The organism is [Roseibacterium] beibuensis (assembly GCF_039542305.1).
GTDB classification, from domain to species: Bacteria; Pseudomonadota; Alphaproteobacteria; order Rhodobacterales; family Rhodobacteraceae; genus Roseibacterium; species Roseibacterium beibuensis.
Genome location: NZ_BAABHW010000001.1, coordinates 162,643 through 176,559, shown reverse-complemented (window position 1 = coordinate 176,559; position 13,917 = coordinate 162,643). Strand labels below are relative to the sequence as shown.

Genomic DNA, 13,917 nt, shown 5'->3' with positions numbered 1-13,917 from the left:
GCCCATCCTGCAAGGTTGACAGGGCGTTGCGACACCGCCTTACCTCGGCCCCATGAAAAAGTCCGTCTTCTCCCCCGCCCTCGCCCTGCCTGTCCTGGCAGCCCTCGCCCTTCCCGCCGCGGCGCAACCGGTCTGTTCCGCCGGGGAATACGTCGCCGAGGCGCATCTGACCTTGCCCGAGATGGCCCCGGTCGAGATCGCCACGCAATTCGCCTGGGATGGCGCGGACGGGATCGTCGAGGTGTGCAACCTTCTGTCGAGCACCGGCGATTTCGCGGAATTCTGGTACCTGTTCTCGGGCGAGATCAGCGAGGCCCATGGCGGCATCTGCATCCGCCTGACCGGGGAGGACGGGGCCGAGATGTTCTCTTGCGCGACGCCCGAGGTGGTCGCGGCCGCCTATGCCGCGACGCCCGGCACCGAGGAGTCGATCCTGCGCTTCGAGGACTGGCAGGCGGAGGTGATGGCGAACATCACCGAGTGAGGCCGTCACACGATCATCGCCTTGAGCGATAGGGCGGGCGGGCTGAGAACAGCCCATGGTGCGGACAGGTTTCCGCGCCCGCAGATCCAGCCGCTGTCGTGGAGAACTCGAACGGTGTTTGCACGCGGTTCAGGCCGATGGCCTGCGCCGTCAGGGCAAGAATTTGCTTTATTCGATCAACTATTCGTGCAGGGTAAAGAAGGAACGTGCGTTCTTTTTACTGCTGGAGATCGAAATGCACCGTTTTTTTCTTTCCATTCTTGCTTTTGGAATTGCCGCCTTCGTGGCTGTGACCCCGGCCGACGCATCGCCCAGGTGTTCCGCCGGGAGTGCCGTCGGCTGGGCGCGCGTGAATGCACCGTCCGGGTTCGGACCCATTGTCGCCATTCGTCAATACGCGTGGGATGGCGGCTCAAGTGTGGTTCAGGTCTGCAATTTGACCGGCAACACGGTATCCATCGGATACTGGCAGCTCTACAGCGGCGAGATTGACAGTAGCTACCCGGGCATCTGTGTATCGGTGGTAGGGACCAATGGCAGTGAGCTTTTCTCCTGTGCGACGCCGAACGCGGTGCAACGTGCGTTCAGTGCCAGAAACCAGCCGCGCAATGTCCTGCGTTTCTTTGAATGGCAGGCAGGTTTGGCTCCGAACCTGACCCGGTGAAAGACGCCGTTTAAACCTCTTCGACCGTCACCACCCCTTCGAGGCTGCGCAGGGCGCCCTTGATCTGGGGAAAGACGGGGAAGTCGTCGCCAAGCAGAACCTCGACCTCGCCCGGCAGGTCGGGGTGCAGCAGGCACATGTGGATCGGCCCCTTGGCCGAGCGCATCGCCTCGTCCCGGGCACGTTCGAGAAGGGTCGAGACGGTTTCGACGCCGCGCGGGTCCTCGATGAAGACGCGCAGGCCGCCCGCTTCGGCGGCGATCCCGTCATCGACGGGCTGCACGGCGGCGGCGAGGAGTTTCAGCTGGTCGCTTTCGAGTTCCGCCTTGACCTGCAGGATGACGTTCGAGCCGGTTTCGAGATGATGGCGGCTGGCCTCGAGCACGTCGGAGAAGACGGTGACCTCGTACAGGCCTGTGGGGTCCGACAGCGAGACGAAGGCGAAGCGGTTGCCGCGCTGGCTTTTGCGTTCCTGCCGGACCGAGACGGCGCCTGCCATCTTGGTGACGAAGGCGCCGCCCTGCACGCGCTGTTCGACCTCGGCCAGGGTCAGCACCCCGCGCCGTTTCAGGGCGGGCAGGTAATCGTCCAGCGGGTGGCCGGAGAAGTAGAAGCCAACGGCCTGGTGTTCGTTGGCGAGCCTCTCGTTCGGGAGCCAGTCGGTCGGATCGGGCAGGCGCGGTTCGGGCAGGTCCTCGCCCGCTTCGCCGAACAGGCTGACCTGATTGCTGGCCTTCTGCTCGTGGATTGCGGCGGAATAGGCCGTCAGCGCATCGAGCGCGGCGAAGACGCGCGCGCGGTTGCGGTCGAGATCGTCGAAGGCCCCGGCACGGGCAAGCATTTCCAGCGAGCGTTTGCCGACGCGCTTGAGATCAACGCGGCGGGCGAAATCGAATAGCGTGGCAAAGGGTTTCTCGCCGCGCTCGGTCTGGCGCGCCTCGACGATCATGCGCATCGCCTCGACGCCGACGTTCTTCAGCGCGCCGAGCGCGTAGAGGATCTTGCCGTCCTTCACCGTGAAGGTCGCGGCCGAGCGGTTGACGCAGGGCGGCACGGTTTCGATGCCGAGGCGGTCGACCTCCTGCTTGTAGATGCCCAGCTTGTCGGTGAGGTGGATATCGCAATTCATGACGGCGGCCATGAACTCGACCGGGTGGTTCGCCTTGAGCCACGCGGTCTGGTAGCTGACCACGGCATAGGCGGCGGCGTGGGACTTGTTGAAGCCGTAATTGGCGAATTTCTCGAGCAGGTTCCAGACTTCGAGCGCCTTGGCCTCGTCCACCCCGTTCTTGGCGGAGCCTTCGAGGAACTTGGGGCGTTCGGCGTCCATCGCCTCCTTGATCTTCTTGCCCATGGCGCGGCGCAGCAGGTCGGCGCCGCCGAGGCTGTAGCCCGCCATTTCCTGCGCGATCTGCATCACCTGTTCCTGGTAGACGATGATGCCCTGCGTCTCGTCGAGGATATGGTCGATCAGCGGATGCAGGCGGTCGCGATCGGAAATGCCGTTCTTCACCTCGCAGTATTTCGGGATGTTCTCCATCGGGCCGGGGCGGTAGAGCGCCACGAGCGCGACGATATCCTCGATACAGGTGGGCTTCATGCGCCGCAGCGCATCCATCATGCCCGAGCTTTCCACCTGGAACACGGCGACCGTCTTGGCGCTGGCGTAAAGGGCGTAGGTGGCGGGGTCATCCAGCGGGATGGCGTTGATCTGGTTCTCGGCGCCTTCGGGCGGCTGGTAGATGGTGCTGCCGTCCGGCGCCTCGTGCAACTGCCGCCCCGAGGCGTGGATCAGGTCGATGGCGTTCTGCACCACGGTCAGGGTCTTGAGACCGAGGAAGTCGAATTTCACAAGGCCCGCAGGTTCGACCCATTTCATGTTGAACTGCGTGGCCGGCATGTCGGAGCGCGGATCGCGGTAGAGCGGCACAAGCTCGTCCAGCGGGCGGTCGCCGATCACGACGCCGGCCGCGTGGGTCGAAGCGTTGCGCAGCAGGCCCTCGATCTTCTCGGCGTAATCCATCAGGCGGCGCGTGGGGTTCACGCGGCCATCGCGCTTGTCCTGCTCGGTCTCGCGCATTTCCTCGATGAAACGCGGCTCGTCCTTGATGGCCTGCGCGATCGAGACGGGCTTCACCCCTTCGACCGGGATCATCTTGGACAGGCGGTCGACCTGGCCGAAGGGCATTTGCAACACGCGGCCCACGTCGCGCACGGCGGCCTTGGACAGAAGCGCGCCGAAGGTGATGATCTGGCCCACCCGGTCGCGACCGTATTTCTCCTGCACGTAGCGGATGACCTCTTCGCGGCGGTCCATGCAGAAGTCGATGTCGAAGTCGGGCATCGACACGCGTTCGGGGTTCAGGAAGCGTTCGAAGAGCAGGCTGTAGCGCAGGGGGTCGAGGTCGGTGATCGTCAGCGCATAGGCGACGAGGCTGCCCGCCCCCGAGCCGCGCCCCGGCCCGACGGGGATATCGTGATCCTTGGCCCATTTGATGAAATCGGCCACGATCAGGAAGTAGCCGGGGAAGCCCATCCCCTCGATGATGCCCAGCTCGAATTCGAGCCGTTTTTCATAGGCCTCGACGGTATCCGCGTGGGGAATGACAGCAAGGCGGGCGTGCAGGCCTTCATGCGCCTGGCGGCGCAATTCCTCGACCTCGTCATCGGCGAAGCGCGGCAGGATCGGCGGATGGGTGCGGGCGCGAAACGCGCAGCGCCGCGCGATCTCGACGGTGTTTTCCAGCGCCTCGGGGAGGTCGGCGAAGAGCGCGGCCATCTCCTCGGGCGTCTTGAAATGGTGCTGCGGGGTCAGGCGGCGGCGCGGCTCGGACTGGTCGATATAGGCGCCTTCGGCGATGCAGATCAGCGCGTCATGCGCCTCGTACATCTCGGCCTTGGGGAAATAGACGTCGTTCGTGGCGACCAGCGGCAGGTTCAACTCGTAGGCCAGTTCGACATGGCCGCGCTCGGTCTGCGCCTCGGTCTCGGGCAGGCCGCCCTCGCCCGGGTGGCGCTGCAATTCGACGTAGAGCCGGTCGGGATAGATCGAGGCCATCCGTTCCAACAGCGCCCGCGCCCGCCCCGTGTTGCCGACCCGCAGGAATTGACCCACCGGCCCCTCGGGCCCGCCGGAGAGGCAGATCAGCCCCTCGCCATGCTGTGCCAGTTCCTCCAGCGTCACATGCGGAAAGCTGCCATCGCCGCGCAGGTAGAGCGCGGAGTTCAGCTTCATCAGGTTCTTGTAGCCGGCCTCGTTCTGGGCCAGCAGGACGATGGTGGCGGGCGGATTGGGACGTTCACCGGGCTGAACAGGCGCATAGTCCACGTCCAACTGGCAGCCGATGATGGGCTGCACCCCGGCCTTGGCCGCCGTTTCGGAAAACTCCAGCGCGCAGAACATGTTGTTCGTGTCGGTCACCGCGACGGCGGGCATGCCGGCATCCGCGACCATGCCGGGCAGTTTCTTGACCCGCATCGCGCCTTCCAGCAGCGAATACTCGGTGTGCAATCGGAGATGAATGAATCGGGGATCGGCCATGCGATCAAGCTATCCAAAGCCCGCCCGCGAGGGAACCGCCAAACCACATCATCTGGTGGCGAGGCTGTGGATAACCCCGAGGGGTCGCGTCACCGGACCATTTCGTAGCCGGTGATGCGCCCGCGCCAATAGGCGTGGTAGCCATCGTCATAGATATAGCCCACCTCGGCCGAGAGCGGCATGCGCCGACCGCCGATCTCGCCATACTCGCGGAACTCTCCGCGCCAGGGCCGCAGGATCACGGTGCCGTCCTGCGTGCGCTCGGGGCGGTCGGCCTCGACCGCCACGATGTCGCCCACCGCATCGAGGTGGAAGCGGACCCAGGCGACGGACCCGCCCACGGCCAGCCCGGCCTCGATGCTGCCATCCGGCCCGTCGCGCCAGCGGATATCGGGATTGCCGAGGACCGCGTCGGGCGCCCAGGGCAGTTCGGCGAGGTAGCGCATCGCCTCGGCCCGGTCCATTTCAGGGCCGGAGGCATCGGCCACGGTGACCGCGCCCAACAGGGCGGCCCGCAACCGCCCGCGCCCGCCTGCATAGGCATCCACCACCACGATCTTCGGAACGGGGCCACGGCCCTGTTTGGCTTGCCAGACAAAGCCCGGCTGCCCGAGTCCGATCACCTGCTCGGCCGTGATCGCGGCCCAGGGCTTGTCGGGACCGAGCCGCATCTCGGCCTCCTGCGTCAGGCGGGCGGCGCGCCAGGTGCCGCCTGCCCCGTTCCCCTCGGCGCGCATGCGCAGGATGGCGGGCGGGTCGCCGCGCCCGACCGTGCGCCCGCGCAGCACACGCTCGCCCAGCGCCTTGGCATCGCCGGCGAAGCGACGGGCCTGCCATTGCTGGAGCCCGACGCCCAGCGCCAGACCGATCAGAACCGCCCCCAGACCCCACATGACGAGTCAGTCCACCCCGCTGGATTGCGCGAACACCTGAGACCATGATTGCCCATTTCGCGCGCAATCGCACGTCAGAAGGGCAACCGAACCGACGCAAGGCTTGCATTGCCCGCCCCGCCCCGGTTTTCTACCATCTGGTAAACGCACGGACGGGGCCGCCCTCTACGCCGCATCGAGGGCCGGACAACCACCCCATCAGGGTAGCGCGGCGGAAGACATCCATGGCGATCCGCTTTCTGCTGAACGGCGAGGCACAGGTGGTCGAGGCCGCCCCCACGGTGACGCTTCTGGATTGGCTGCGCGAAGAGCGGCACCTGACCGGCACGAAGGAGGGCTGCAACGAGGGCGATTGCGGCGCCTGCACGGTGATGGTGACGGATGCGGACGGGGCGCGCGCGCTGAACGCCTGTATCCTGTTTCTGCCGCAACTGGACGGCAAGGCCGTGCGCACGGTCGAAGGGCTCTCGGGGCCCGATGGCGACCTGCACCCGGTGCAACAGGCGATGATCGCGCATCACGGGTCGCAATGCGGGTTCTGCACGCCGGGTTTCGTCGTCTCGATGGCGACCGCGCATCTGAACGGGCGGACGGATCATGACGATCAGCTGGCGGGGAACCTGTGCCGCTGCACGGGCTATGCGCCGATCATCCGCGCCGCCGAGGCCACCGAGGGCGCGCCGGTGCCCGCTTGGCTGCACGAAGACCTGGCCGCGCTGCCGGATGCGCCCGCGCCGGAAACGCCCTTCATTCCCCGGACCTCGGACGACCTGGCCGAGTGGTACGCGGCCAACCCCGACGCCACGCTGATTGCCGGGGCGACCGATGTGGGGCTGTGGGTGACCAAGGGGCTACGCGACCTGTCGCCCGTCGCATTCCTGAACCAATGCGCCGACCTGAAGGGGATTGTTGCCAACGGCGAAACAATCCGCGTCGGGGCAATGACCAATGTGGCCGAGTTCGGAGCGTTCATCGCCGACCGGCATCCGTCCCTGGCCGAAATGATCCGCCGATACGGCTCGGTCCAGGTCCGCAATGCGGCGACGGTGGGGGGCAACATCGCCAATGGCTCGCCCATCGGGGACAGCCCGCCGGCGCTGATCGCGCTGGGGGCGACGCTGCACCTGCGCAAAGGCGCGGCACGGCGTAGCCTGCCGCTGGAAGAGTTCTTTATCGATTACGGCAAGCAGGACCGCGCGCCGGGGGAATTCGTCGAAGCGGTCAGCATCCCGGTCCAGCCCGACACGCTGCGGGTCTACAAGCTTTCGAAACGGTTCGATCAGGATATCTCGGCCGTCTGCGGTGCGTTCAACATCGCGGTCGAAGGGGGCACGGTGACCTCGGCCCGCATCGCCTTCGGCGGCATGGCGGGGACGCCGAAACGCGCCAGCCATGTGGAGGCCGCACTGACCGGCCGACCCTGGACCGAGGCGACGATCGCCGCCGCGCTGCCCGCCTTCGCGCAGGATTACACCCCGATGAGCGACATGCGCGCCTCGGCCGCCTACCGGCTGGAGACGGCGCAGAACATGCTGTGGCGGACCTTCCACGACAGCGCGGGCGTGCCCACCTCGGCGCTGGAGGTGCGGCCATGAGCGTGCACAAGCCCCTGCCCCACGACGCCGCCCGCCTGCATGTGACGGGCGCGGCGCGCTATGTCGATGACATCCCGACGCCTGCCGATTGCCTGCACCTGGCCTTTGGCCTGTCCACCGTGGCGAAGGGGCGGATCACGGCGCTGAACCTCGACGCGGTGCGGAGCGCCGAAGGGGTGGTCGCGGTCCTGTCTGCCGAGGACCTGAGCCCCAACCCCGATTGCAGCCCGTCCAACCATGACGAACCGCTGCTGTCCGACGGCACGATCCATTACGCGGGGCAACCGATCTTCCTTGTCGCGGCGAGCTCTCACCTGCTGGCGCGCAAGGCGGCGGCGAAGGCGCGTGTCGAAATCGCGGAAGAGGCCCCCATCCTGACCATCGACGCGGCCATGGCCGCCGACAGCCGGTTCGAGGACGGGTCGCGCGTCTATGCCAAGGGCGATGTCGAAGCCGCACTCGCCCGCGCCGTTCATGTCATCGAAGGCCGGATCGAGATGGGCGGGCAGGAGCATTTCTACCTCGAAGGGCAATCCGCCCTCGCCCTGCCGCAGGAAGGGGGCGACATGATCGTGCACTCTTCCTCGCAACACCCGACGGAAATCCAGCACAAGGTGGCGGATGCGTTGGGGGTGCCGATGCATGGCGTGAGGGTCGAGGTGCGGCGCATGGGCGGCGGCTTTGGCGGCAAGGAAAGCCAGGGGAATCACCTCGCCATCGCCTGCGCGCTGGTGGCCGCGCGCACCGGGCGGCCCGCCAAGATGCGCTATGACCGCGACGACGATTTCGTCGTGACCGGCAAGCGGCATGATGCGCGGATCGACTATCGCGCGGGGGTGGATGCCGAGGGGAAGATCACGGGGATCGACTTTACCCAGTATATCCGCTGCGGCTGGGCCATGGACCTGTCGCTGCCGGTGGCCGACCGCGCGATGCTCCATGCCGATAACGCTTACCTGTTGCTGGCGGCGCGGATCACCTCGCACCGGCTGAAGACCAACACGCAAAGCGCCACGGCGTTTCGGGGGTTCGGCGGGCCGCAGGGGATGGTGGGCATTGAGCGGGTGATGGACCATATCGCCCACAGCCTCGGGATGGACCCGTTGGAGCTGCGCCGCCTGAATTACTATGCGCCGGCCAAGGGCAGTGCAGAGGACGGCGAGGCCGTCGTTGCGACGCCCGGCGGGCGGCTGGAGACCGCCGATCTGGCCGGGCGCGGCTCGGTCAAGGTCGAGACCGGCGCGGGGCATGCCAAGCGCTTTGGCGGGGCGCATTCGCCGGTGCCCAGCAGCGAGTTTGGCAATACCACGCCTTATGGGATGGAGGTCGAGGATTTCATCCTGCACCCGATGACCGAGGCGCTGGCCGAGGCGTGCGATTACGAGGGGCGCCGCGCCCGGGTCGCCGCGTGGAACGCCGGGAACCCGGTGCTCAAGCGCGGGATCGCGATGACGCCGGTGAAATTCGGCATCTCCTTCACGCTGACCCATCTGAACCAGGCGGGCGCGCTGGTGCATGTCTACCAGGACGGCTCGATCCACATGAACCACGGCGGGACCGAGATGGGCCAAGGCCTGTTCCAGAAGGTGGCGCAGGTCGGCGCCGACCGGTTCGGCGTGGGGATCGACCGGGTCAAGATCACCGCGACCGATACGGGCAAGGTGCCCAACACCTCCGCCACGGCGGCCAGTTCCGGCAGCGATTTGAACGGCATGGCGGTCAAGGCCGCCTGCGACGAGATCCGGGGGCGCATCGCCAGTGTGGTGGCGGAAGAGTTGCAAGCCGACCCGGCCAGCGTGGTGTTCGAAGACGGGCAGGTGATCGCGGGCGGGGCCTCGATGCCGTTCGACGAGGCGGTGAAGCGCACCTACATGGCGCGCGTCAGCCTGTCGGCGACGGGGTTCTACAAGACTCCCAAGATCGCGTGGGACCGGATCAAGGGACAGGGGCGGCCGTTCTTCTATTTCGCCTATGGCGTCGCCTGTTCCGAGGTGGTGATCGACACGCTGACGGGCGAGAACCGGGTGCTGCGCACCGATATCCTGCATGACGCAGGCGCCTCGCTGAACCCGGCGCTGGATATCGGGCAGATCGAAGGCGGCTTCGTGCAGGGCGCAGGCTGGCTGACGATGGAGGAACTGGTGTGGGATGACGCGGGGCGGCTGCGTACCCACGCGCCCTCGACCTACAAGATCCCCGCCTGTTCCGACCGGCCCGGGGTTTTCAACGTCGCGCTCTGGCAGGATGAGAACCGCGAGGACACGATCTATCGCTCGAAGGCCGTGGGCGAGCCGCCCTTCATGCTGGGGATCAGCGTGTTTTCGGCCCTGGGCAACGCCTGTGCCGCCTGCGGCCCGAACTTCCCCGACCTGCAAGCCCCCGCCACGCCCGAGGCCGTTCTGGCCGCCGTCAAGCGGGCCAAGGGCACGGCGTGAGCGGCATCCGCGTCACGGTGACGGGCACGCGCGGGTCCGCCCCGCGCGAGGCGGGGGCGGCGATGCTGGTCTTCGCGGACCGGACCCTTGGCACCATCGGCGGCGGTGCGCTGGAATGGGAGGCGATGGAGACTGCCCGGCGCATGATCGCGGCGGGCGAGGTGCAGGCAGAGCGCACCATCGCGCTTGGCCCCGCGCTGGGGCAATGCTGCGGCGGGGCGGTGACGCTGCGCTTCGAGGCGGCCGAGGGGATCGCGCGGCCCCAAGGCACGCCGCTCTGGGTCTGGGGCGCGGGGCATGTAGGGCGCGCCATCGTCACGACGCTCGCCCCCCTGCCCGGTTTCAGCCTCACCTGGATCGACACCGCGCCCGACCGCTTTCCCGATGACCTGCCCGACGGCGTCACGCGCCTGATCGCCGCCGAGCCGCCGCGGGCGATGGCGCATGCCCCGACCGGCGCGCATCACCTGATCCTGACCTACAGCCACGAAATCGACCTTGCGCTGTGCCATGCCGCGCTGACCCACGGGTTCGCAAGTTGCGGGTTGATCGGGTCGGCCACCAAATGGGCGCGCTTTCGCTCGCGGCTTGCCGCGCTGGGGCACGAAGGTGCTGAAATTTCGCGCATTACCTGCCCGATTGGCGACCCGAGCCTTGGGAAACACCCCCAAGCCATTGCCGTTGGGGTCGCTGCAAGGCTACTGAAAGGGCAAATGCACAAGGATTCGGCAGAACTGCCGGACGGGGGACATCAGGGGACATGAAGGGACGCCACCTTTGAGCGCACTCCTTGAGATCAAGGGGCTGACCAAGGCCTATCCCGGCGTCGTCGCGAATGACGACGTGTCCTTTGCGATTCAACCGGGCGAGGTGCATGCGCTTCTGGGCGAGAACGGCGCGGGAAAATCCACGTTGGTCAAGATGATCTACGGCCTGGTGCGGCCCGATGCCGGAACGATGGTGCTGAACGGGGCGGAGTACACGCCGAGCGAACCGCGCGCCGCCCGCGCCTCGGGCGTGGCGATGGTGTTCCAGCATTTCAGCCTGTTCGAGGCGCTGAGCGTCGCCGAGAACATCGCCCTTGGCATGGAAAACCCGCCCAAGCCGCGCGATCTGGCGCAGCGCATCCATGATGTCAGCCGGACCTATGGCCTGCCCCTCGACCCCGCGCGGCTGGTGGGCGACCTGAGCGCGGGCGAACGTCAGCGGGTCGAGATCATCCGCTGCCTGTTGCAGGACCCGAAACTCCTGATCATGGACGAGCCGACCAGCGTGCTGACGCCGCAGGAGGTGGAAATCCTGTTTCACACCCTGCGCAAGCTGTCGGCCGAGGGGACGGCGATCCTTTATATCAGCCACAAGCTGGAAGAGATCCGCACGCTTTGCGATGCCGCCACGATCCTGCGACTGGGCAAGGTGGTGGGCGAATGCACCCCGCGCGAGGTGTCGGCGGCCCAGATGGCCGAGATGATGGTGGGCAAGTCGCTGAGCCAGCCCGCACGCGACGAGGCCGAGCCGGGCGAGGTTTTGCTGACCGTGGCGGGTCTGTCGATGGAACCCGCCAGCCCCTTCGGCACGCCGCTGCGCCATGTCGGGCTGGAGGTGCGCGCGGGCGAGGTGCTGGGCATTGGCGGTGTCGCGGGCAACGGGCAGGACGAATTGCTGGCCGCGCTGTCGGGCGAGCGCCGCAGCGCGCCGGGTGCGATCGAGTTCAAGGGCGCGCCCATCGGCGACACCGCCCCCGAGGCGCGGCGCAAGCTGGGGCTGCTTTGCGCCCCCGAGGAACGGCTGGGCCACGCCGCCGCCCCGGACATGAGCCTGACGGAAAACGCCGTTCTGACGGGGCGGGTGCGCAAGGGGCTGGACCAAAACGGCTTCGTCGGCTGGGGCAAGGCCAAGGGCTTTGCCGAGGAGATCATCGCGCGGTTCGACGTGCGCACCCCTGGCCCCAACGTGGCCGCGCGCGCGCTGTCGGGCGGCAACCTTCAGAAATACGTCATCGGACGCGAGATCCTGCAGGACCCCGACGTGCTGGTGGTGAACCAGCCCACCTGGGGTGTGGACGCCAGCGCCGCCGCCGCGATCCGGCAGGCGCTGCTGGACCTGGCGCAGAATGGTGCTGCGGTGATCGTCATCAGCCAGGACCTCGACGAGTTGCTGGAGATCTCGGACCGGTTCTGCGCGTTGAACGAAGGGCGGCTGTCGGCCCCGCGCCCGGCGCGTGGCCTGTCGATGGAAGAGATCGGCCTGATGCTGGGCGGCGCCCATGACATGCACGAGGTGGAGGCCGCCCAATGATCCGCCTTGAAAAACGCCCCATGCCCTCGCGCTTCTGGTCTCTGTCGACGCCGGTCATCGCGGTGGTCCTGACCATGATCGCGGGCGGGCTGATGTTTGCCGCGCTCGGTCAGGACCCGGTCGAGGCGATCCGCGTGATCTTCTGGGACCCGTTGTTCCACCCGCAATTCGCCAGCTACTCGCGCCCGCAACTTCTGGTGAAGGCAGGGCCGCTGATCCTGATCGCCATCGGCCTGTCGCTGGGGTTCCGCGCGGGCATCTGGAACATCGGGGCCGAGGGGCAATATATCATCGGCGCGATCTGCGGTGCGGCCTTCGGCCTTGCGCTTTACCCGTCCGAGAACATCCTGATCTTTCCCGGCATGGTGATCGTGGGCGCGCTTGGCGGGTGGGCCTGGGCGATGATCCCCGGCATCCTGAAAACGCGGTTTCGCACCAATGAAATCCTCGTGTCGCTTTTGCTGGTCTACGTCGCAGAGGCCATCCTTGCCTCGGCCGCGACGAACTGGCTGCGCAACCCCGAGGCGCGGGGCTTTCCCGGCAGCCGGAACCTCGCCCGTCATCCCGGCACAGACAATCCCGAGCTGATCGCGGGAACCGGGATGCACTGGGGCGTTGTCGCGGCCTTCATCGCCGTGATCGCGGCTTACGTGCTGCTGAACCGTCACGTGCTGGGCTACCAGATCAAGCTGGCGGGCCAAGCCCCGCGCGCCGCGCGCTTCGCCGGGGTGGAGCCGACGCGGCTTGTGCTTTTGTGCCTCGGCGTCTCGGGTGCGCTGGCCGGAATGGCGGGCCTGTTCGAAGTGTCCGGCCCCGCGGGGCAGATCAGCATCGACTTCAATTCGGGCTACGGGTTCACCGCGATCATCGTGGCCTTCCTGGGCCGCCTGCATCCCGTGGGCATCCTGTTGGCGGGCCTGCTGATGGCGCTGACCTATATCGGCGGAGAACTGGCGCAGCTGATGCTGGGCGTGCCCGCCCCGGCGATCCAGGCCTTCCAGGGGATGCTCCTGTTCTTCCTGCTCGCGCTCGACGTCTTGTCGAATTTCCGCATCCGGTTCGGCACGGGGAGGGCCGCGGCATGAGTATCGACCTCGTCGCCCTGACCGTGGCGTTGATCACCGTCTCCACCCCCGTCCTGCTGGCCGCGATCGGCGAGTTGGTGGTCGAGAAATCGGGTGTCCTGAACCTCGGCGTCGAGGGGATGATGATCACCGGGGCGGTCGTGGGCTTCGTCACGGCGGTCGAGACCGGGTCGCCCACCCTGGCCTTCCTTGCCGGGATGGGCGGGGGCATGGCCCTGTCGCTGATCTTCGCCGTTCTGACGCAACTGTTGCTGTCGAACCAGGTGGCGACGGGCCTGGCGCTGACGCTGTTCGGCCTCGGCCTATCGGCGCTTCTGGGCGTGGGCTATCCCGGCCAGACCCCGCCGGTTGTGACCGATCCGTTCCCGGCTGCACTGGCCGAGATCCCGGTCGTGGGCCCGATCCTGTTCGGCCATTCGCTTGTCACCTACCTCTCCGTCCTGCTGGTCGCCGCCGTCTGGTACGTGCTGGCCTTCACCCGCACCGGCCTGATCCTGCGCGCGGTGGGTGAAAGCCACGAGGCGGCGCACGCGCTCGGCTACAAGGTCGTGCGCATCCGCATCCTCGCCATCCTGTTCGGTGGCGCCTGCGCGGGCCTTGGCGGGGCGTTCCTGTCGGTCGTCCGCGTGCAGAACTGGATCGAGGGGATGACGGCGGGCGCGGGCTGGATCGCGCTGGCGCTGGTCGTCTTTGCCAGCTGGAAACCGTGGCGCGTGCTGTTCGGCGCCTACCTGTTCGGCGGCATCGCGGCCCTGCAACTGCGCCTGCAAGCGGCCGAGATCGGCGTGCCCGTGGCGCTGCTGGATGCCTCGCCCTACCTCGTGACGATCATCGTCCTCGTCCTCATCTCGTCGGACCGCTCGCGTGCGGCGCTCAACGCGCCCGCAGCCCTGGGGCGCGTCTTTCACGCAAGCAGTTGACC

General features: G+C 67.3%; 10 protein-coding genes. 8 read left to right on the top strand and 2 right to left on the bottom strand.

The window, feature by feature from the left end:
• Positions 1-52: 52 nt before the first annotated feature.
• Positions 53-484: a hypothetical protein gene (locus tag ABD923_RS00840; RefSeq protein WP_222189238.1), complete on the top strand. Its 432-nt coding sequence runs from the start codon at positions 53-55 to the stop codon at positions 482-484.
• A gap of 55 nt (positions 485-539) precedes the next feature.
• On the top strand, positions 540-1,148 hold the full coding sequence (locus ABD923_RS00835) for a hypothetical protein (protein WP_259547216.1): 609 nt from the start codon (positions 540-542) through the stop codon (positions 1,146-1,148).
• A gap of 10 nt (positions 1,149-1,158) precedes the next feature.
• On the opposite strand, the gene dnaE is transcribed toward ABD923_RS00835, so the two are convergent.
• Both dnaE and ABD923_RS00825 read right to left on the bottom strand, forming a co-directional pair.
• Entirely contained in the window at positions 1,159-4,689 is a 3,531-nt protein-coding gene (gene dnaE, locus ABD923_RS00830; protein WP_259547218.1) for a DNA polymerase III subunit alpha, read from the bottom strand.
• An 89-nt stretch (positions 4,690-4,778) separates the two neighbouring features.
• Complete coding sequence (locus tag ABD923_RS00825; RefSeq protein WP_259547219.1) at positions 4,779-5,582, bottom strand: DUF6544 family protein; 804 nt, start codon at positions 5,580-5,582, stop codon at positions 4,779-4,781.
• A gap of 224 nt (positions 5,583-5,806) precedes the next feature.
• Between ABD923_RS00825 and xdhA the strand changes: the two genes are divergently transcribed.
• The 6 genes from xdhA to ABD923_RS00795 are packed head-to-tail and all read left to right on the top strand — an operon-like array spanning position 5,807 to position 13,915.
• Positions 5,807-7,177 (top strand): xanthine dehydrogenase small subunit, encoded by a 1,371-nt coding sequence (gene xdhA / locus ABD923_RS00820; protein ID WP_259547220.1) that lies wholly within the window; start codon positions 5,807-5,809, stop codon positions 7,175-7,177.
• Positions 7,174-9,612, top strand: coding sequence for a xanthine dehydrogenase molybdopterin binding subunit (gene xdhB, locus ABD923_RS00815; protein ID WP_259547221.1), 2,439 nt, complete (start codon positions 7,174-7,176; stop codon positions 9,610-9,612). Before xdhA ends, xdhB begins: the two co-directional genes overlap by 4 nt.
• Positions 9,609-10,376, top strand: coding sequence for a xanthine dehydrogenase accessory protein XdhC (gene xdhC / locus ABD923_RS00810; RefSeq protein ID WP_259547222.1), 768 nt, complete (start codon positions 9,609-9,611; stop codon positions 10,374-10,376). The genes xdhB and xdhC overlap by 4 nt, the downstream gene beginning before the upstream one ends.
• 13 nt (positions 10,377-10,389) lie before the next feature.
• On the top strand, positions 10,390-11,910 hold the full coding sequence (locus ABD923_RS00805) for an ABC transporter ATP-binding protein (protein WP_259547223.1): 1,521 nt from the start codon (positions 10,390-10,392) through the stop codon (positions 11,908-11,910).
• Positions 11,907-12,995 carry an ABC transporter permease gene (locus tag ABD923_RS00800; RefSeq protein ID WP_259547224.1) on the top strand — a complete coding sequence of 363 codons (1,089 nt, stop codon included), beginning with the start codon at positions 11,907-11,909 and terminating at the stop codon, positions 12,993-12,995. Before ABD923_RS00805 ends, ABD923_RS00800 begins: the two co-directional genes overlap by 4 nt.
• Positions 12,992-13,915 (top strand): ABC transporter permease, encoded by a 924-nt coding sequence (locus ABD923_RS00795; RefSeq protein WP_259547226.1) that lies wholly within the window; start codon positions 12,992-12,994, stop codon positions 13,913-13,915. Before ABD923_RS00800 ends, ABD923_RS00795 begins: the two co-directional genes overlap by 4 nt.
• Positions 13,916-13,917: the final 2 nt, after the last annotated feature.